The following is an 18,967-nucleotide window of genomic DNA, read 5'->3' on the forward strand; positions in this document are numbered from 1 at the left end:
GGCACTCGGCCGCCTTGCGCGGGCGTAATGTTGCCCCTACGGCCAGCCAAATAAGGGGAAAACACCGCGCAATGAGTTCCGATCCTCGCGCCGACGTCGTCACGCACCAGTACGAGCGGTGGATGTATCCAGCCCCCATCGATGATCTCGAAGCGTGGACCAAGGACAACTGGCAGTACGGCGACCCCTCGCACTCACACCGAATCCTCTGGCCCGACCGCGATTACAAACCCGGGCTCGACATCCTGATCGCCGGCTGCGGCACCAACCAAGCCGCGATCTACGCCTTCACCAACCCCGAGGCCAACGTCGTCGCGGTGGACATCAGCCAGCCCTCGCTCGACCATCAGAAATACCTCAAGGACAGGCACGGACTGTCGAACCTGGAACTGCACCTGCTGCCCGTCGAGGACCTGCCCACGCTGGAGCGAGATTTCGACATGGTGTTGTCGACCGGCGTGATCCACCACCTGGCCGATCCGCAGGCGGGCATGCAGGCGCTCGCCAGGTGCCTGCGTCCCGACGGTGTCGCATCGATCATGCTCTACGCGCGCTACGGGCGGGCCGGCGTCGAGATGCTGCAGTCCATCTTCCGTGATCTCGGCCTGCGGCAGGACGAAGCGGGGTTGCAGATGGTCAAGGCGACTGCGGCCATCGTCGAGTCCTTTCATCCGATCACCGCTTACCAGAGCATCGCGCCGGACCTGCAGTACGACGCCGGTCTTGTCGATACCTTCCTGCACGGCCGCGACCGCAGTTACACCGTCGACGACTGCATCGACCTCGTCGAGTCGGCCGGGTTGACGTTCGCGGGCTGGATATTCAATGCCCCCTACTATCCCCATGACCTGCACGCCCCGGACAACGCGTTCTACGCGGCGGTGAACACGCTGCCGGAGCCGAAGATCTGGTCGGTGATGGAACGCATCCAGACCAGAAACGCATGCCACTTCTTCGTCGCGTGCCATCCCGACCGGCCGAAACGCAGCTACGCGATCGACTTCTCGACCCTCGACTGCCTCGACTACGTTCCCGAATTGCGATACCGGTGCGGGCTGGCCGGCAACGAGATCTACCGCCCGGACTGGCGGATGCGTCTCGACGAGACCCAGTTGCCCTACGCGCGCCTGGCCGACGGGCAGCGCACCATCCGGGAGATCGCCGAGGGCGCGGGCCGGCACCACAGTCCGGCCGCCCGTGAGAAATACGCGCGCAAACTCTTTCAGGAACTGTGGCGCCTCGACTTCTTCGCCATGGCCCTGAACCCTGCCCCGCGTGGGTAGCTCGATTCGCCGGGCCCCGAGATTTTGTTGTCGTTTGCTATGAACGCCTGCGTCAAATGTGAGAACCTTTGCCCCAAGTCGGGGATGCATGATTCGAGGATGGGGAATGGGTGCATCTGCATACGTCGGCCGCGTGGGGGCATTGGCCGTAGTACTTGGCGTGGGGGTCGCGGTGGCAACCGGGCCTTCTGTGGCGTGGGCGACCGAAGGTGACACGACCACGTCGACTAACGCGCAGTCGGCGTCTGAGGGGTCGCCGACAGCCAACGCGCCGACAGAGGACAAGGTGCAGACGTCGGAGGGCGAGGACGCCACGTCCGAGGACCCGACGTCCGACGACATCGACATCACCGAGGACACCGAGGAAGCCCTCACCGACCCCGACCTGGGCGAGGTCGGCGGGGACCCCGACGACCCCGACGACCCTGACGAGCCCGGCGACGCCGTCGAGGACGACGAGGACGGCCCGGACGGACCTGCGGACAACGGGGATATGCAGATCTCGACCGGCCATACGTCGGCGGTGACGCCCGAGCCCGAAGAGTCCCGCATCACCGTCACCGACACCTCTACCGATACGAAGACCGTCGAGGCCTTCGACTCGGTGCAGACGCTGGACACCCGCGACGACCCGGCCCTGGACGAGACCGGCGCGGACACCGATCTGACGTTCGTCACCCAGTCGTTCTCCACGACGGCGCAGGAGGACACCGTTCCCGTCGCGCTCGCCGGCCCGCAGACCGCGGCCCAGCAGCCGCTTCTACAGCGGGTGGTCGTGGGCCTGTTGTCCAGCCTGGGCATCGGCGCATTCGCGTCGAACCTGCCGGGCGCCCCGGTGTGGTCGCCGTTCGTCATGGCCGTACTCGGGCTGGGATCGCGCCGCGAGTTCAGCCAACCGGTCGACGCGCTCGCCCGCACGGTCGGCAGCGTGCCGGTCGCCGCGCTGGCGATGGCCGACTTCGCGACGGCCGCCGTCCTCAACTATCCCGGCACGACGCGCAAGCCGGTGAAGGTGAGCACCAACACCCACTGGATCGAATACCTCACCGGTAAAGGCAACCTGAACAACACCACGACGCGGTTTGCCATCGGCGGCACCGACCTCGGCATCATGTGGGACAACGGCATCCCCGACGACCCCGCCACCACCGACGTCAACGAGAGTCAGGTGCTGATCGCGTTCGGCGACACCTTCCAGACCGCCCCACGCTCCGGGGTCTGGCGGTTCAACACCCTGTTCCGCAGCGCGGACGGCAAGCTCAACGACGGGCTGTACGTGCCCAACGGCGTCCCGTTCGACATCTTCAGCGGGTCGCCGATGGAGAGGCCGAACTGGTCGGACCCGATTCTGCCCAGCCCCGGCCAGCCTCCGAAACCGCCGTACGCGATCGGCCCCGAGGTGACGATCATCCCGACCGCGGGCATCTCCACCCGGTACGGCAACGAGCTGGGTGCGCGCCAGTACATGAGCTTCATGTCGATCAGGTCGTGGGACACCGCGGGGCGGTGGACGACGAACTATTCCGGTGTCGCCTACTCCGACGACAACGGCCAGACCTGGCGCATCGCACCCACCAGCATCCGCACCGCGGCCGCGGGCCGGGCCACGGTGCCCTACGTCGCGGGCAACGAGAACTTCCAGCAGGGCGCGTTCGTCAAACCGCCCGAGGGTTCGGCGGAGAGCGACCAGGGGTGGGTGTATTCCTACGGCACACCGTCGGGACGCAAGGGCACCGTGTATCTGTCGCGGGTGCAGGAGACCCAGATCCTCGACGCCACCAAGTACGAGTACTGGAACGGTTCGTCGTGGGTCGCCAACGCGCCGTCGGCCGCCACGCCGCTGTTCCCGGGCAAGACCACCAGTTTCTTCGGGTTCTTCAAGAGCACCAAGTACCCGACCGTCAGCGAGATGTCGGTGCAATACAACCCGTACCTGGGCAAGTACGTGATGCTCTACGGCGATCAGAGCAACCGGATCGTGCTGCGCACAGCCGACTCCCCCGAGGGCCTGTGGTCGGAGCCGAAGGTCCTGGTGGGCGCCTGGACGCTGTCCGGCAAGTACGCGCCGTACATCCATCCGTGGTCGGGCACGACCAACCTGCCCGAGGCCGAACAGCAGTACCTGTTCTGGAACCTGTCGACCTGGGGCAACTACCAGGTGCGGCTGATGCGCACGGATTTGACCAAGGTGAAGGTGTAACTGCCCGATACCGCGCCGGGGACACGGGGTAACCTCAGTCCTGATTGACACCAGGATCGGGGGTTGTCATGGACCTCGTGCTCGGCCTATCGATGACGTCGACCGCGGTTCGGTGGGTGCTCGTCGAAGGAACGACCGGCGAGGGCGCGACCGTGGACCGCGGCGCATTCGATCTGCTCGACGACATCGAACCCGAGGATCTGCTCGACGTGGTCCTCGTCGACCGGGACGACGACCGGTTCCACGCCATCGGCGTGACCTGGACCGACGAGGCCGACAGTGCGGCGTCGGGGATGCTCGACGCCTTGGCGGCAAGGGGCTTCGGCAACGTGATCGCGGTCTCGGAACTCGAGGCCGGTGACGTGCTGGCCCACGGTATCGCCGACATCACCGAATACGACGACGTCGCGGTGTGCATCGTGGAACCCGACGCCGCGGTCGTGGCCACGGTCAGCGCCGAAGGCGTCGCCGTGGACCGGATCGGGCGTGCCCTCGACGGCACCGACGTCGTGGAGTTGCCGAGTTCGGTGATCTCGCTGTTGGAGTTGGACAACTGGCAACCCGAAGCGATCTTCGTGGTCGGCTCGGCCGAAGACCTCGACATGGTGGTGTCCAGCCTGGAGTCGCTGGGACAGGCGCCGGTGATCTCCGCCGCAGAGGCCGACATCGCGATGGCCCGCGGCGCGGCGCTGGCCTCGGCACGCGCGGTGAACGGGTTGGCCGCCGTCCGTCCCCGGCTGCCGTCGAGGATCGGGGCGCTGGCCTCGGTGCTCGTCGCGGCGTCGGTGACGTTCGTGGTGACGCTTTCGGCGGCGATCAGTCTCGGGCTCACTCCTGGTTCGAGTACCGGAGAACCGCAGGCCGCCAACGCCGTTGACGGGTCAGCGTCAGACCAGGCATCCGCTGCTGCCACCGCGACGGCCGCGCCCGCTTCCGAGGAGCCCGCCCGGGTGACCACGCCGCGGGAGGCGCGTTTTGTGGTGGCGCAGACCATCGCGATGGCCGTTCCGCCCGCCCCGGAGGCACCGGCACCGGCCTACGAGCCACCCGCCTATACCGCGCCCGAGCCCGAATTCGTTCCGCCGGAGCCCGAGTACACGGCGCCGGCTCCGGCCTATACTCCCCCGGCGCCCGCCTATGTTCCGCCGGTACCGCAGAAGCCGCGGCTTCGGGACCGGATCATCGAGCGCATCCCGATCATCAACCGGTTCCACGAGCCGGAATACCCCGGTCAGCGGTAATCCTCAGGGACACGCCGCCGGAGCGTCGTCGCGGACGGGTCGCTCGGCGGGCAGCGTGTAGGTGACCACCGCCTCGGCATGCTCGGGACCCTCGTTGTAGACGACGTGCGGAACGCCGGCGGGGATGAAGATCGCCTGTCCGGGTGCGAAGGCTGCCGGTGCGCATGCGCCGGCCACCTGCAGATGTACGGTGCCGTCGTTGACCACCGAGTGCTCGGGTCCGGGATGGGTGTGCCATCCGCTGCTCGCCGACGGCCCGAGCACGATGTTCTGGACGTACAGCGTGGTCGGCACACCGACCGCGACGATCGCGATCAGTGCCGTGCTGGTGCCTTCGGCCAGGTCGGTGCGTTCCACCTCGCCGGACGGCGGGGTGGCCGCCGCGGCGCCCGCGGTGATCCCCGCAGCCAGGGCCATCGCGGCGCCGGTGGTCAAAATGCGGACAGTCATCGTCAGGGTCCTTGCCTTGGCACCTCGATGGGAATCGGCACCGGAACGAACGGCACCGTGAGGTAGGTCGTGGTCATCGGGGTGGTGGTCGGGGTTGTGGTGGTCGGGGTCGTGGTCGTCGTCGTTGTCGTCGTCGTCGTCGTGGTGGTCGTTGTCGTGGTGGTCGTCGTCGTGGTGGTCGTCGTGGTGGGGGCCGTGGTCGTCGGCGCGGTGGTGGTGACGTACGTGGTGACCGGTGGTGGGGTGACGACCGGTGGCGGTGCCTCGTTGGTGACGGTGACGGTCTCGACCGGTGGGTTCGACGGCGGCGGCGGCGGTTCGGCGCTGGGCGGCGGCGCCGAGGTGGGTGCGCTCGGCGGCTCGGTGGCCGTGCTGTTGGACACGCTGGTCAAGGCGATCGCCGCACCGCCGACGGCGATCACCGCGACGGCGGCCGCGATCCCGATCACCAACTGCGGCAACCGCTGCCATGCGCGCGGCTCCTCGATGGGCCCGGTCGGCGGCACGTACTGCACCGGTGAACGCATGGCGGCGGCGTCGACGTCATAGGGGTTCTCGCCGGTGTAGGGCACCAGGTCATCGGCGACGTCGTCGTCCTGGGACCACGCCAGCGCGCTGAGTGTCGACGAGGCCGGCGACGAGGCTGCCGTGTCGAAATCGGCGGCAGCTGCCTGCGCCAGTCCGGTCTCGGCGGCGGCCTCCACGCCGTAGGCCGCGAACACCGCCGCGCCCACCGCGGCGTCCAGCGCGGGTTGCGGCGTCGTCAGCACCGGTGCGCTGGCGTGCTCCGAGAGTCGGTGGGTGATCAGCGGGATGCTGGCACCGCCGCCGACGGCCACCACCGCAGAGACATCCGACCAGCCAATCCCGCTGCGGCTCAAGGCGTTTTCCAGCGCTGCGAGCACGCCGCCGAATGGTCTTGCGATCAGGTCGGTCAACTCGGCGCGCGTCACCTCGATCACCGACCGGTAGCCGGGCAGTTCGACGGCAAGGCTTGTGACCTGGTCCGTGGACAGCCGCTCCTTGGCGCGCCGGCACTCCTCGCGCAGCCGGGTCAGCGAGCCCACCGCCGCGGTCGCCGCCGGATCGACGCCGCCGGTTTCGGCGACGCCGTCCAGGATGCGGGCGAGCAGCGTCTGGTCGATCTGGTCACCGGAGAACTCCGCGAAGCGGGTGGTCTCACCGATCGGCTCGAAGGCCGCACCGGTCTCGGCGAAGGTGATGCTGGTGCCGCTGCCACCGAAATCGAGCAGTACCACCACCCCGTGCGACGGCAGCCCGGGGTTGGCGTGCAGTGCGGTCAGGCAGGCGACGGCGTCGGAGACCAGCCGCGCGGGCAGCCCGTTCGGTGCCAGATGCGGATCGGCGGTCAGTGCGCTGCGCAGGGCCCGCACGGTGGCGGTCCCCCAGTGGGCGGGCACGGCGACCGCGAGGTCTGGTGAGGGCGCCACCCTGCTCGTGCGCGCCATCGCCGCCAACGCCTCGACCAACAACCGGCCCGCGTCATGGGTGGAACCGTCGGGTGCGACCAGTGGCACCGGGTCACCGACTCGCTCCACGAAACCGCTCAACACACCGCCACCGGGCATGGTCAGCGCCGAACGCCGTGTCACAGGTTGATTGCCGACTCGCGCCGCGACCAAGTTCGTCGTCCCGACCGACAACCCCAACGGGTCGCTCATAACGGGGCCACCATAGCCGTCCGACCTGCCGATATCGGTTAGACACTCCGGAGCCAACGGCGTTCGGCCATCACGGTTTTGGGTGGGCCCGAATGGGTACCACCATGGCCATGAATTCATTGTGGCTAGCAAACCGCGTCACCGAGTCGGCCCCGTCGCGGGCGCTGACCGAATCCGGCCGTTCGGCCGACGTCGCGGTGGTCGGCGCGGGCATCACCGGTCTGGTCACCGCGGTACTGCTGGCAAGGGCGGGCAAGGACGTCCTGGTGCTGGAGGCGTTCGCCCCCGGCGCGGGCGCCACCGGCAACACCACCGCGAAAATCTCGCTGCTGCAGGGCACCAAGATGTCGAAGATCGTCGGTAAGCACGGAGTCAAACGCGCCAAGCAGTATCTGGAGGGGAACCGCGAGGGACAGGAGTGGCTGGTGCAGCACTGCGAGGGCCACGGCATCGCGGTGCAGCGGGAGGACGCCTACACCTACGCCCAGTCCCAGAAGGGGGTCGCGGCGGCGCGCGAGGAACTCGAGGCGTGTCAGGCCGTGGGTCTCGATGTCGACTGGGTCGACGACGCCGACGTGCCGTTCCCGTTCCACGGCGGTGTCCGCCTCGCCCAGCAGGCCCAGTTCGACCCGATGCCCCTGCTCGACAGCCTCATCGTGGAACTCGAGGAACGCGGCGGCCGGTTGGCGCAAGACGTTCGTGTGCAACGGGTTTCGGGCAAGGGCGATCGTCTGGCGCTGAGTGTGCGCACCAGTGCGGGCGACGAGTTCGACGTCGCTGCGGGACAATGCGTGCTGGCCACCGGAATTCCCATCCTCGATCGCGGCGGCTTCTTCGCGCGGCTCAAGCCGAACCGGTCCTACTGCATGGCCTACCGGGTGCCGGGCAGCCTGACCCGCGGCATGTACATCTCCACCGACTCGCCCACCAGATCGGTGCGCTATGCGCCCACCCCCGACGGCGATCGGCTGATCGTCGGCGGGGCCGGCCATCCCGTCGGCCACGAGAAGAACCCCGCGTCGTCGGTACAGGAACTCGACCAGTGGGCCAAACTGCACTACCCCGGCGCGATGCAGACGCACTACTGGTCGGCACAGGACTACTCACCGATCGACGAACTGCCCTACGTCGGGCCCATCCTGCCCGGCAACGACAAGATCTTCGTCGCAACGGGTTTCGACAAGTGGGGGATGACCAACGGCACCGCGGCCGCGCTCGCGCTGTCCAGCCGCATCCTCGGCGGCCGGATGGACTGGGCGGAGGCCTTCGCCAGCTGGAGTCCGCACGAGCTGTCCGGAATTCCGAAGGCGATGCAGATCAACGCGCAGGTGGGGCTGTACCTGGCCCGCGGCTGGATCACGCCGGTGACCCGGATCGGCAACCGCACTCCCGACGAGGGCGGCGTGGTCAGCGGCCCGCCGTGGCAACTGCAGGGCCGCGCGGTGGTGGATGGCAGGGAGTACCGGGTCTCGCCGGTGTGCCCGCACCTGGGCGGCATCGTCAACTGGAACGACGCCGACGAGTCGTGGGAGTGCCCGCTGCACGGATCGAGGTTCGCCCCCGACGGCACGCTGCTGGAGGGACCGGCGACACGCAACCTCACCGTGTGCTCCAATGACGACCATGGGTGACATCGACGACATCACACAAGTCAAGTACCGGTATCTGCGGGCTCTCGACACCAAACATTGGGACGAGTTCGCCGACACGCTCACTGAGGACATCGTCGGCGACTATGACGCGTCGATCGGCGAATCACATCACTTCACCGACAGGGACTCGCTGGTGGAGTTCATGCGTGCGTCGATGCCCGCCAACATCATCACCGAACACCGTGTCACCCACCCCGAGATCACCCTGGAAGGCGATGAGGCCTCAGGTATCTGGTACCTGCAGGACCGGGTCATCGTGCCCGACTTCAACTTCATGCTGATCGGCGCGGCGTTCTACCACGACCGGTACCGTAGGACCGCCGACGGATGGAAGATCTGCAAGACCGGGTACGACCGCACCTATGACGCCACCATGTCGGTGGAGGGCCTCGACTTCAAGTTGAAAACCGGCCGGGCACTTAATATTTGACGGCTACTGGGCGATGGCGATCAGCGCGCCCGGTTTGAGCCATTGAATGATCTTCACCAGCGTGGCGTCGTCGATCGCCACGCAGCCCGCGGTCGGGCCGCCGTCGGTGGCGTGCAGAAAGAACGCACCGCCGTTGCCCGGCACCCGTTCCTTGTTGACCCCCATCACCACGGCGTGCACGTACTGCGGGATGTCGAGATTCTCGGTGCCGCTGGCGGGATCGGTGTCGAACGGGCACTGCGATTTCTTGCACACCTGCATGGTGTTGTAGGTCGGGCTGGCCATGTCGCCGTCCCACCAATGGTCGGGGCCCACCTGCACGTACCGCAGGCCTCCGCCGGGGTTCGGTGCGGTGCCGAACGCGAAGTCGAGCGTGAAGAAGCCCATCGGGGTCTTCTTTTCGCCGTCGTGGGTCCGTGAGGCCATGCCGTTGGCGCCGACGTATGCCGGGATCGCGGCGGCGATCGGTTGCCACCCCGCCGGGGTGCGCTGGTACACATCCAGTTTCGCCGACGAACCCCCAACGCCGACAACCGAAATCACCTGGCTGGCGTCACCGACATAGTGTGCGAACCACGGCGCACTCTGCGCGTGGCCGGTCGGCGCCGTGGCGACGAGCACGATCGCCGCGCACAGCGTGATCAGCAGTCGGCGCATCAGCCCATGCTAGGCGCCGACGGGCACGGGAATTCGCGTCCACGCGCTCGGCCACCGGCGTGCCCGGCCATCGCTGCCGTCCCGAGTCGTCCCTCCTCAGCGGCATCACCGGTCCTCGTTCGGTTTCGGGTAGGCCGCAACCATCACTCGATACGCGCGACCCTGGGGCTCTGATTCGTCGTGGTAACGCGCCGCCAATGAGGTGACGGCCTCGGAGAGTTCGCTGGTGAAGGCGGCGCGGTCGGCGGCAGTGCGGAATCGGATGACGGTGTCGATGGACAGCGTGGCCAACCGCTTGTTCTGCTGGCGCGATTGCCGCCAGAGTTCACCCACCTCGCGCACCGCGCGCGCCGCGAGCGCGATCAGGTAACCGGCCGACAGCCGGTCGTCGGCGCGTCCCGGGTCGACGGCGACCGGGCCGAGAGCGCTCGGCGACACCACGTAGGACGACGCGTTGGCGACCAGCAGGCGTTCCTTGAGGCCACCCCACCGGCGCACACCTGCTTCGGCCACCAGCCGGTGATCCTCCAGAGCGCGCAGGTGGTAGTTGACCTTCTGACGGGCGAGGCCGAGCCGCGACGCGAGCGTGGCGGCCGAGGCGGGCTCGCTCAGCTCGGCAAGCAACCGGCTCTTGATGGGGTCGAGCGCGGTGACCGCGGCGGCCGGGTCGGCGATCACCTCAACGTCGAGCACCTGCGTCATCATCACGATTGACAAAATAATTTGTCAAGAACGTGGATAGATTACCGGCATGAAACTGCTGCCCACCCGGCGCCGACGCGGCATCCGGCAGATCGGCCAGGGTCTGGGGACATTGGACCGCGAGGTATTCGACGCGATCGCAGAGTCGCCCAGCCCGCTGCTCGACACGGTGATGCCGCGGCTGACCAGCGCCGCCGACCACTCCAAGCTTTGGCTGGGTATCGCCGCGGGTCTGAGGGCGTTCGGCGGTCCGTCGGCCAAGCGCGGCGCCGGCCGGGGTGTGCTCACCCTCGCCGCGACCAGCCTGATCACCAACCAGGCTGCCAAGCGGGTCTGGAAGCGCGCGCGGCCCAACAGCCTGCCGGTGCCGCTGGCCCGCCGCGCGCGGCGGATGCCGACGTCGAACTCGCTGCCGTCGGGCCATTCGGCCAGTGCGGCCGCGTTCGCGGTGGGGGTCGGTCTGGAGAGTCCGCCGCTGGGGCTGGTGTTGGCGCTGTTGGCCGGTCTGGTCGGCATGTCGAGAGTGGCCACGGGTGCGCACTATCCCGGTGACGTGCTGGCCGGCTTCGGTCTCGGCGCCGGGGTGGCGGTGCTCGGGGCACGGGTGGTGCCGCCGATCGTGCCGACCGAGATCCCGGCGGCCGATCCGTTGCGGGTGGACACGCCGCAGCGCCCGGACGGCGCGGGCGTTGCGTTGGTGGTCAACCCCGCCTCGGGGAGCGGGGCAGGCGCCGAAGTGGTCGATCAGGTACGAGAAGCGTTGCCGCGCACCGAGATCGTCGAGCTCGCGGAGGACGACGACGTCACGGAGGTGCTGCGCAAGGTCGCGGAGAAGGCCGAGGTGCTCGCGATCGCGGGCGGTGACGGCACGGTGGCGTGCGCGGCGGGCATCGCGGTGCAGGCGGGTGTCCCGCTGGCGGTGTTCCCGGGCGGCACGTTCAACCACTTCGCCAAGGACATCGGCTGCGACACGGTCGCGGCCACGGTGGACGCGATCCGGCAGGGCAGCGTCGCGTGTGTCGACATGGCGTGTCTCAACGAGGACCGGCTGGTGATCAACACCGCGAGCATCGGGGCCTATCCGCATTTCGTGCAGACCCGCGAGAAGCTCGAACACAAGATCGGCAAACCGCTGGCCGGTCTCTACGCGATGCTGCACGTGCTGCGCCACGACGAGCCGGTGCGGATCCGCTTCGACAACACGTCGGTGCAGACGTCGTTGTTCTTCCTGGGCAACTCGCTGTACCTGCCGTCGGGATTCGCCCCGTCACGGCGAACCCGAATGGACGACGGCCTGTTGGATGTGCGGTTTCTGGAAACCGGCCGCCGATTCGCCAAACTCCGAATTCTCGCCGCGCTGGCGTTCGGTCAGCTCGAGCGCAGCCCGCTGTACCACGAACTGCACGTCCCCGAATTCCGTTTCACGGCGGTCGACGGTCCCACGGTGCTCGCCCATGACGGGGAGGTGGGCAACGAATGCACCGAGGCCAGCTTCACTGTGCGTTATCGGGCGCTGCCGGTGTTTCGTCCACTGTCGTGACGGGCCGCCTCGGTGCCACCAGGAGCAGACAGATCGCGAAATACCCGGCGCCCAAAGCCCATCCGGCCAACACATCGGAGGGGTGGTGCACGTTGAGCACCACGCGGCCCACCCCGATCGCGATGACGATCACTGCGCCGAGGCCAACGAGCCACCCCCGCAACGACGGCTTCACCACCGGCCAGATGATCGTCAACAACGCCGCTACCGCAACCATCACGCCGAGCGCGTGCCCGGACGGAAACGACGTCGACGGGGCGATGACCAGCGCGGTGTCCGGTCGGGGCCGATCGGCGGCCGCCTTGGCCACCTCGGTGACCAGCCCCGCCAACTCCACGCTGATCAGTAGGAACATCGCGACGCGGAGGTGGCGTCGCACCAGAGCCACGACGATGACCACCAACGTCACCAATCGGAAGGCCGTCGGCCCCAGCAGCGTGCAGAACACATCCCACCCCGTCACCCAACCCGGGCGGGACGCCCCGAAACGGTGAGCCGCCTCCAGGGCGGCGGCGTCGCTCGCGACGAGCCAGTTCCACTGGAGCACATAGCCGATCCACAGCAGGGCGTAGACCGCGACACAGGCCAACGCCAGGGCGAGCAGCCGGCGGCGTGAGAATGTCACAGAAATAGCTCTACCACCCACGATCCGCTGCCGTATTAGTGTGGCTGCTCATGGCGGTGATTCTGCGCAGGCTGCTCCGCATCGGAGCGCTGCCCAAAGACCTGCGCGCTGAAGTCGAGGCGGAGGGAGTGCTCTTCCTCGCCGAGTACGTAGCGGTCACCCGCCGGTTCAGCGGCAAGATTCCGGGCAAACGCGCGCGCGGGGACGTCGCCAGCTACGTCGGGTCGGTGGTGTTCACCAACCGACGGGCCCTGGCCACGTTGTCCACCGTGCCCAAGCTCGCGGGCCGCACCGTCGACCAGCGCTGGGACGCACCGCAGTCCGGGACCGTCACGGCCGAACTGTCCGAGACCGGTCTGGGCCTCGACGTCGACCTGCAGGCGGTCGACGAGCGCTTCGAAGGCCAACTCTCGCTGCAGTACAAGGTGGCGGTTCCCGCCGATGTGCTAGCCCGGCTGCCGCAGCGGTCACTGGCGTTCGACGTGCCACCCGAATACGTCTTCCGAGCGGTCGGCGTGCCTTACCATCCCTAGTTCGGTGTTTACCGTCAACAGCTAGAACGGTGGCGGTCGATTGCGTTCGGCCAGGCGTCGCTCGGCGTCGGGTTGGTTGCGTCGACGCTCCTCGTCGATCGCTCGGGCGAGGTTCTCCGCGCGGGTCCGGCGGCGTCGAGGCATGGCCAACGTGCGGGCGCCACGGTCGACCTCGTCGCCGGTGTCCGGCATCTCTGCGGCGATCACCGGCGCGGTCGGCCGGCACAGGGCGGGAAACAGTAGCCGACTGCCCGGATGTGTGGTGTACGACTGGCCGCCAGGACTGGTCCATATGACGGTGCCATCAGGCAGCTGTCGATCGCGCCAGCCGCAGAATGTCTTGAGCAAGTGGTGTTTTCGGCACAGTGCCTTGAGGTTGGACGCCTGCGTCGGCCCCGCCGGGTAGGCGATGGTGTGGTCGATGTCGCACTTCGTTGCCGTCCGGTCGCAGCCGGGAAACCTACACGTCATATCGCGACAGCGCACGAACCAGGCCAGCGCGGAAGACGGCGTGTGGCGATTCTGTGGAGGGTCATCACCGGGGTGAACCAGCGGCACCACCTTGGCGGAGGGCGCAACCTTCGCCGCCAGCAGTGGCGCCGGCAGCAACCCTTTCCCCATGATCACCGCGGGAGTCGTCGCGGACGGCCCCTCTGCGTCCCCGGGGCGCGGGCCCAGCAGTTCGGCGATCGTCATACCGCCCATCTGCTCGCGGGTGGGCCCCGGCGGCGGCGCACCGTCGATCTGCACCGGGCTGACGTCGTTGAGGGAGGCCTCTTCGGCGATGGTGTGCACGACGACCGCACTGGGTGCGATACCGGCCGCCGCGCAGTCGGGATCGTCGCACTCACAGACCAAGCGGTCGCCGCCGTGGCCAAGGACACCCAGCGCATCGGCGCGGCGCTGCTCTGCAGTGCGTGGATCGCGCTCACAAACCGCGGCGGCCATCGCGTCCAACCTGTCGTCCAGCGCGGCGGCGTCGTGGCCCAACAACCGTGCCTCGACCGAGGCCAGGCCGGTCCCGTCTTCGGCCGGTGCGACGTCCACGTGCCGGCCCCGCGCGCTCACCTCGGTGCGGCGCAACGCGGCCGGATCGTGCCGGTCGACCCAGTAATCGATCGCGGCCTCGGCCTTGGCCGCCGACAAGGACCCCCACTGGCTGATCCGGGCGGCCAGCGCGGTGTCGATCTGATCCAACGCCCCGGGGGCACTGACCAACCGGGTACGGGATACCACCGTGGTCACCAGCCGATACGAGATCGCCCCCGTCGCGAACACCTCGGCGAGGCGCGGAAGCCGTTCACGCAGGACGCTGGCGATCACGAGCTGATGGGAGGCGACCCCCAGAGAGACGTCGTGCTCAGCGGCCACGGCCGCGGCAACCATGTCCCAGTTGTCGAGGCACCACTGTTCACGTTCGGCCGATCCGGCGGCGGCGAACGCGCGGTCCAGTTCGTCGGCGATCGCGGCCAGCCGCCGTGCGCAAGCCGCGTTTTCCACCCGCGCCCACGCGCCCGCCGCCGCGGCGTCCCGGGCCCCGGCTGCGGCTGAAACCAGCTGATCGAACATGTCTCCGACGTTAAGGACGCCCGGTGACAAGACCCGCGGCGCGGCGCCGCCTCGAGGTCTGGGCTGTGGATGAATTTCCGGTTGGGGATAACCCCGAGACGCTCAGATCACCTGCGCGACGACGAACACCCGGCGGAACGGGAAGAACGTCTTGCCGTCGGACCGAGCCGGATAGGCCGCAGCGAGCATCGGAGCCAGTTCGGCCCGGAACTGCCGCCACTGCTGATCGGTCAGCCGGCTCTTCACCGGCCGCAGCGCCGTTCCGCTGATCCATTCCAGCACCGGATTCTCACCGGTGAGTTCGTGGATGTACGTGGTCTCCCAGGCGTCCACGGTGCACCCCACCTGCGTGAGCAGATCCGCGTAATCGGCGGGAGATTCGATGACCTTGCCGACTCGAAACGGCATGTCCCGCAACAGCTTCGCAAATGGAGGCCGATGCGCGAGGTCCCGCACCGCCTGATGCGACGCGGCCTCGAAGTTTCCCGGCATCTGCACACCGATCCACGAGCCCGCCGCCAGCTGACCCGCCCACCCGACCAGCAACTTCGGATGTTCGGGAATCCACTGCAGGGTGGCGTTGCTCAGCACCACATCGGTATCGGCTTGCGGCCTCCAGTCCCGCGCATCGCCGACCTTCGCGTCGACACCGCGCTCGCGTGCTGCCTCGACCATTTCCGGTGAGCTGTCCCACGCCTCGATCACGGCGTCGGGCCATCGCGTCGCCAAGCTGACGGTGAGATTGCCCGGCCCGCAGCCGAGATCGACGACCCGACGCGGGGCATCCGCGCCCACCCTGGCGAGCAGGTCGAAGAACGGCCTCCCCCTCTGGTCGGCGAAGGCCAAGTACACATCCGGATTCCACACGAGCCCATTCTGCCCGTCCCGCCGGGTTACCATGCGAAGGTGAGCGCACCGATCGACCCGCCCATCCCCGTCCCCGATGTTCCCGGTGCGGACGCCAGCGCCCGCGGTCTGCCGCGCCGCGCCGATCTCACACTGCGCCAACGCTTCATCGTCGACTCATCGGCGGTCGCCGATATCGCGCTGCGCACGGGGATCGCGTCGTTGCTGGCCGCAACCATGCTGCCCACCGTGCTCGGTAGTTGGCGGTCGCACTCCCGCGCCGAGCGCCGGCATTTTGAGTTCTACGCCGATCTTGCCGCGGCCAAAGACCCGGAGTCAGCCTTCCCCGCACCGACGAACGTGCCGCGGATCTCCTCCCGGCCCGCGAATCCGGTCGCCGAGTGGGTGGCCAAAGGAAATGTCCACAACATCCGATTCGACAGCAGCTTCGAGGCCGTCAACCCCGCTCTGCGTGACCAGTGCCGAGGCTACGTGCGCAACAACGTCGTACACGCCCAGCATTGGCGCCATGACGACGGACCGCACCCCACACTGTGTGTCATCCACGGCTTTATGGGATCGCCCTATCTGTTCAACGGCCTGTTCTTCTCGCTGCCGTGGTTCTACCGCTCCGGATATGACGTCCTGCTCTACATGATGCCGTTTCACGGCAGCCGCGCCGAAAAGGGTTCTCCGTTCAGCGGTTACGGCATGTTCGCACACGGATTCGCCGGCTTCGCCGAGGCCATGGCCCAAGCGGTGCACGACTTCCGCTCGGTCATCGACTATCTGGAGTTCACCGGTGTGGACCGGATCGCGTTGACGGGGATGTCGCTGGGCGGCTATACGTCGGCCCTGATCGCCAGCGTGGACGACAGGATTCAGGCGGTGATCCCGAACGTTCCGGTCGTCACACCCGACCGGACCATTGACGAATGGTTTCCCGCCAACAAGGTTGTGCAGGTGCGTAATCTGCTGTCGGGCACCGATCGCGAACTCGTCGCTACGGCCACGCAGTATTCCTCACCGTTGAACTACTCGCCGAAGGTGCCGAAGGACCGCAGGCTGATCATCACCGGGCTCGGTGACCGGCTAGCGCCACCGGAGCAGGCCGAGATGCTGTGGAACCACTGGGACCGCTGCGCTTTTCACTGGTTTCCCGGAAACCACATCTTGCATGTGAGCCAACCCGACTACCTGCGCCGGATGACTCGGTTCATGCGTGACTTCATGTTCGACTGATCTCGGCCGCCGAACCGGCCGGCCAGTCGACACGTTCCACAAGCTGGCCCGACAGCGCGACATACGGGACACCCAGCGGCTCATCGGACTGCGGGTCCAACGCCGTCACCAACAGGCCCTGCACGCCGGCGTGCCGAACCAGACCCCTGACCGGCGCGGACCGAACCAGTTCCGGTGTCCGCAAGGCGCACACCGAGGCCACGGTCGGCTGTGTCGCCGTACCGCCGAACTCCACCGCCGTCCAGGTTTCGACGGGCTGCGCGCGCACATCGTCGAGTCGTTCGGAATAGCGGTGATCGACCGGGATTCCGAACACCGACACGACCCCGCGCTCGTCGCGGACCCCGCTCCACTTCTCCCGGGCCGGTGCGGCCACGGGCGCCTCGGCGGCGGTCACGATCGTCGCGTCCAGTCCGTCCTCCCGGAGGTGGTCGGCCATCCGCCTGGCGACCACCTCGGCGGTGTCGGACAGCGGCAACTCCGGCGAACGGGCCTGCAGCGCCACCAGATTGGAGCCGGCATCCAGCGTCAGGCTGATCCACGTCATGCGGACCCCGCCGCGGTCGCGGCTGGTGACCCGCACCTTCTCGCACCGCACACCGAACCGGTCGACATATCCGGCCACCACCGGCAGCGACAGGCCGACTCCTGCGGGGTCCTCGACGCGCACCAGCATCGTGACCCGGTTCGAGGGCCGTGGTTTGGGCCGGAGGTGATTACGACGCCACACCCCCAATCGTCGGCCGATCATGGTGGTGACGAACTGCCCGCGCCACCAGGCCAGGGCGACGACCACGACGAAACCCGCGATACCCGCCGCCCACCGCTCGGTGGGCGACTGCCATGGGTAGGCCATCGCCGCGGACACGATGGCCAACAGCACCAACGTCATTCGGATGGTCACGTTGTCTCCGTTCTGTTCGCGGTCCCGGCGCTGCGTCGGTGCCCGACGACAGCAGCGGTCACCACGGTGACCAACGCCAGCACCCCGGTGCCGACATAGGCGACGATGCGTGGCGTGGAATCTGGCGGTCCGGGTTGTGGCGGCGCGGCAACGGGTTTGGGTTGTGGTCTCACCTCTGCGTCACCGGCGTCGGAGACGTCCCAGGTCAACGCGGCAACGGGGTCGACCATCCCGGCCCCCGTCAGGTTCGACGGTGCACGGGCGGCGCCCTGCGCGCTGGCCGACAGCCGCTCGACCACCTGCTCGGCGCTCAGTTCGGGGAACCGGCTGCGTACCAGGGCCGCAACGCCGGACACGTAGGCCGCGGCGAAGCTGGAACTGTTGAGCGCGAAGAGCCGGCCCTGATCGTTGGGCAACGCGTTGGCCAGCCCGCCGCCGTCGGCGTTACCGACCGACGAGATGTTCTCGCCGGGCGCCGCGATGCCGACCCACGGGCCCGCCATCGTGAAGTCCGACGGCTGCCCGGATGCCGAGACCGACCCGACCGAGAGCACATAGGGCTGCCACCACGACGGGATCGACACCGAGGTCACACCCGCCCAGTTCCGTGGATCCTCGGGCCGCCCGGGCGCCGACAGCGGGTTGGAGGGACAAGCAGAGCCGGGATTCAGTCCGGCCCGGTTGTTTCCGGCCGCCGCGACGATCACCGCGTCCTTGTCGAGCGCCGCGTAGCGCAGAGCCGCGCCGAGCGCGTCCTGGTCGAGGGGTTCACTGACGGGCAGGCAGGTGACCGCCGAGATGTTGATGACCCGGGCACCCATATCCGCCGCGCGCACCACGGCGCGGGCCAGGGTGGCGACGTCGACCGCGACGCGCGCCGTCGCCGGGTTCTCACCGGCTTCCCTCGGCGAGAACCGCGCCGACGTCGACCGGATGGACAGCACCCGGGCGCCCGGGGCGACGCCGGAGAATCCGTCGGGTCCGGGTTGGCCGGCGATCAGGCCGGCCACCAGTGTGCCGTGGCCGTCGCAGTCGGTGAGCCCATCGGTGGCCTCGACGAAGTCACCGCCGGGGTCGACGTTGGGAAGTCGCGGACCGGGCCGCACACCGGTGTCGATCACCGCCACCAACTGCCCGTCGCCGCGACTGAACCGCCACGCGTCGGCGAGCTTCAACGTGTCCTGGCTCGGGCTGACCACGCCGGGGTCGGTGCCCGGCAGTACTCCGGTGGTCACACACGCTCCGCGCTGCGACATCGGCTGCACGGGCCCGGCGCCACCCGCAGGCGGCGCCACGTCCGGGTCGACGTGTGGCGGGCTGACCGCCTGTGCGCCAGGACAACTCATGACCGCGACGGCCAAGGGGACCGCCGCGGCGGCGAGCGCGGTGCGTAGCCTCTGGTGTCTCACCG

General features: G+C 68.3%; 17 protein-coding genes. 8 read left to right on the plus strand and 9 right to left on the minus strand.

Annotated features, from left to right (window positions below; genetic code table 11):
* Positions 1-71: 71 nt before the first annotated feature.
* From ABQE89_RS02340 to ABQE89_RS02350, 3 genes are all read left to right on the plus strand, one after another.
* A complete protein-coding gene (locus ABQE89_RS02340) occupies positions 72-1,283 on the plus strand; it encodes a class I SAM-dependent methyltransferase (protein WP_448413742.1) in 1,212 nt (403 codons plus the stop codon).
* 106 nt (positions 1,284-1,389) lie between these two features.
* A complete protein-coding gene (locus ABQE89_RS02345; RefSeq protein ID WP_448413744.1) occupies positions 1,390-3,483 on the plus strand; it encodes a glycoside hydrolase family 183 protein in 2,094 nt (697 codons plus the stop codon).
* Positions 3,484-3,551: 68 nt separating this feature from the next.
* Complete coding sequence (locus ABQE89_RS02350) at positions 3,552-4,724, plus strand: DUF7159 family protein (RefSeq protein ID WP_448413746.1); 1,173 nt, start codon at positions 3,552-3,554, stop codon at positions 4,722-4,724.
* A gap of 3 nt (positions 4,725-4,727) precedes the next feature.
* Here the strand turns inward: ABQE89_RS02350 and ABQE89_RS02355 are convergent, their stop codons facing one another.
* Positions 4,728-5,174 carry a cupin domain-containing protein gene (locus tag ABQE89_RS02355; RefSeq protein WP_448413748.1) on the minus strand — a complete coding sequence of 149 codons (447 nt, stop codon included), beginning with the start codon at positions 5,172-5,174 and terminating at the stop codon, positions 4,728-4,730.
* Between the two features lie 2 nt (positions 5,175-5,176).
* Positions 5,177-6,856: an Hsp70 family protein gene (locus ABQE89_RS02360; protein ID WP_448413750.1), complete on the minus strand. Its 1,680-nt coding sequence runs from the start codon at positions 6,854-6,856 to the stop codon at positions 5,177-5,179.
* Between the two features lie 110 nt (positions 6,857-6,966).
* Between ABQE89_RS02360 and ABQE89_RS02365 the strand changes: the two genes are divergently transcribed.
* Together ABQE89_RS02365 and ABQE89_RS02370 are read left to right on the plus strand one after the other, a co-directional pair.
* Complete coding sequence (locus tag ABQE89_RS02365; RefSeq protein WP_448413752.1) at positions 6,967-8,487, plus strand: FAD-dependent oxidoreductase; 1,521 nt, start codon at positions 6,967-6,969, stop codon at positions 8,485-8,487.
* Positions 8,480-8,938 carry a nuclear transport factor 2 family protein gene (locus ABQE89_RS02370; RefSeq protein ID WP_448414175.1) on the plus strand — a complete coding sequence of 153 codons (459 nt, stop codon included), beginning with the start codon at positions 8,480-8,482 and terminating at the stop codon, positions 8,936-8,938. Before ABQE89_RS02365 ends, ABQE89_RS02370 begins: the two co-directional genes overlap by 8 nt.
* A 3-nt stretch (positions 8,939-8,941) precedes the next feature.
* Here ABQE89_RS02370 and ABQE89_RS02375 read toward each other — a convergent pair whose 3' ends face one another.
* Entirely contained in the window at positions 8,942-9,595 is a 654-nt protein-coding gene (locus ABQE89_RS02375) for a L,D-transpeptidase family protein (protein WP_448413754.1), read from the minus strand.
* 105 nt (positions 9,596-9,700) lie between these two features.
* A complete protein-coding gene (locus ABQE89_RS02380) occupies positions 9,701-10,288 on the minus strand; it encodes an ArsR/SmtB family transcription factor (RefSeq protein ID WP_448414177.1) in 588 nt (195 codons plus the stop codon).
* Between the two features lie 58 nt (positions 10,289-10,346).
* Between ABQE89_RS02380 and ABQE89_RS02385 the strand changes: the two genes are divergently transcribed.
* Positions 10,347-11,837 (plus strand): bifunctional phosphatase PAP2/diacylglycerol kinase family protein, encoded by a 1,491-nt coding sequence (locus tag ABQE89_RS02385; protein ID WP_448413756.1) that lies wholly within the window; start codon positions 10,347-10,349, stop codon positions 11,835-11,837.
* Here the strand turns inward: ABQE89_RS02385 and ABQE89_RS02390 are convergent.
* Complete coding sequence (locus ABQE89_RS02390; RefSeq protein WP_448413758.1) at positions 11,791-12,462, minus strand: phosphatase PAP2 family protein; 672 nt, start codon at positions 12,460-12,462, stop codon at positions 11,791-11,793. The two genes, ABQE89_RS02385 and ABQE89_RS02390, sit on opposite strands and share 47 nt — an antisense overlap.
* A 50-nt stretch (positions 12,463-12,512) precedes the next feature.
* Here ABQE89_RS02390 and ABQE89_RS02395 point away from each other — a divergent pair, with 50 nt between their 5' ends.
* Entirely contained in the window at positions 12,513-12,995 is a 483-nt protein-coding gene (locus ABQE89_RS02395) for a hypothetical protein (RefSeq protein WP_448413760.1), read from the plus strand.
* 21 nt (positions 12,996-13,016) lie between these two features.
* On the opposite strand, the gene ABQE89_RS02400 is transcribed toward ABQE89_RS02395, so the two are convergent.
* Positions 13,017-14,564 carry an HNH endonuclease signature motif containing protein gene (locus ABQE89_RS02400; RefSeq protein ID WP_448413762.1) on the minus strand — a complete coding sequence of 516 codons (1,548 nt, stop codon included), beginning with the start codon at positions 14,562-14,564 and terminating at the stop codon, positions 13,017-13,019.
* A gap of 102 nt (positions 14,565-14,666) precedes the next feature.
* Positions 14,667-15,431, minus strand: coding sequence for a trans-aconitate 2-methyltransferase (locus ABQE89_RS02405; RefSeq protein ID WP_448413764.1), 765 nt, complete (start codon positions 15,429-15,431; stop codon positions 14,667-14,669).
* Between the two features lie 39 nt (positions 15,432-15,470).
* On the opposite strand from ABQE89_RS02405, the gene ABQE89_RS02410 reads away from it, so the two are divergent.
* The gene (locus tag ABQE89_RS02410; RefSeq protein WP_448413766.1) at positions 15,471-16,652 is read left to right on the plus strand and encodes an alpha/beta hydrolase family protein; all 1,182 of its coding nucleotides are present in this window, start codon (positions 15,471-15,473) and stop codon (positions 16,650-16,652) included.
* Here ABQE89_RS02410 and eccE read toward each other — a convergent pair.
* Both eccE and mycP read right to left on the minus strand, forming a co-directional pair.
* Positions 16,639-17,556 (minus strand): type VII secretion protein EccE, encoded by a 918-nt coding sequence (eccE, locus tag ABQE89_RS02415; protein ID WP_448413768.1) that lies wholly within the window; start codon positions 17,554-17,556, stop codon positions 16,639-16,641. The genes ABQE89_RS02410 and eccE overlap by 14 nt on opposite strands.
* Positions 17,553-18,902: a type VII secretion-associated serine protease mycosin gene (gene mycP / locus ABQE89_RS02420; protein ID WP_448414179.1), complete on the minus strand. Its 1,350-nt coding sequence runs from the start codon at positions 18,900-18,902 to the stop codon at positions 17,553-17,555. The genes eccE and mycP overlap by 4 nt, the downstream gene beginning before the upstream one ends.
* Between the last annotated feature and the right edge of the window lie 65 nt (positions 18,903-18,967).

Source organism: Mycolicibacterium sp. XJ1819 (assembly GCF_053483675.1).

Excerpts from the sequence above, each read along its gene's own strand:
- ABQE89_RS02340 (WP_448413742.1), top strand. The coding sequence starts at position 72 with ATGAGTTCCGATCCTCGCGCCGACGTCGTCACGCACCAGTACGAGCGG.
- ABQE89_RS02345 (WP_448413744.1), top strand. The coding sequence starts at position 1,390 with ATGGGTGCATCTGCATACGTCGGCCGCGTGGGGGCATTGGCCGTAGTA.
- ABQE89_RS02350 (WP_448413746.1), top strand. The coding sequence starts at position 3,552 with ATGGACCTCGTGCTCGGCCTATCGATGACGTCGACCGCGGTTCGGTGG.
- ABQE89_RS02355 (WP_448413748.1), bottom strand. The coding sequence starts at position 5,174 with ATGACTGTCCGCATTTTGACCACCGGCGCCGCGATGGCCCTGGCTGCG.
- ABQE89_RS02360 (WP_448413750.1), bottom strand. The coding sequence starts at position 6,856 with ATGAGCGACCCGTTGGGGTTGTCGGTCGGGACGACGAACTTGGTCGCG.
- ABQE89_RS02365 (WP_448413752.1), top strand. The coding sequence starts at position 6,967 with ATGAATTCATTGTGGCTAGCAAACCGCGTCACCGAGTCGGCCCCGTCG.
- ABQE89_RS02370 (WP_448414175.1), top strand. The coding sequence starts at position 8,480 with ATGGGTGACATCGACGACATCACACAAGTCAAGTACCGGTATCTGCGG.
- ABQE89_RS02375 (WP_448413754.1), bottom strand. The coding sequence starts at position 9,595 with ATGCGCCGACTGCTGATCACGCTGTGCGCGGCGATCGTGCTCGTCGCC.
- ABQE89_RS02385 (WP_448413756.1), top strand. The coding sequence starts at position 10,347 with ATGAAACTGCTGCCCACCCGGCGCCGACGCGGCATCCGGCAGATCGGC.
- ABQE89_RS02395 (WP_448413760.1), top strand. The coding sequence starts at position 12,513 with ATGGCGGTGATTCTGCGCAGGCTGCTCCGCATCGGAGCGCTGCCCAAA.
- ABQE89_RS02400 (WP_448413762.1), bottom strand. The coding sequence starts at position 14,564 with ATGTTCGATCAGCTGGTTTCAGCCGCAGCCGGGGCCCGGGACGCCGCG.
- mycP (WP_448414179.1), bottom strand. The coding sequence starts at position 18,902 with ATGAGTTGTCCTGGCGCACAGGCGGTCAGCCCGCCACACGTCGACCCG.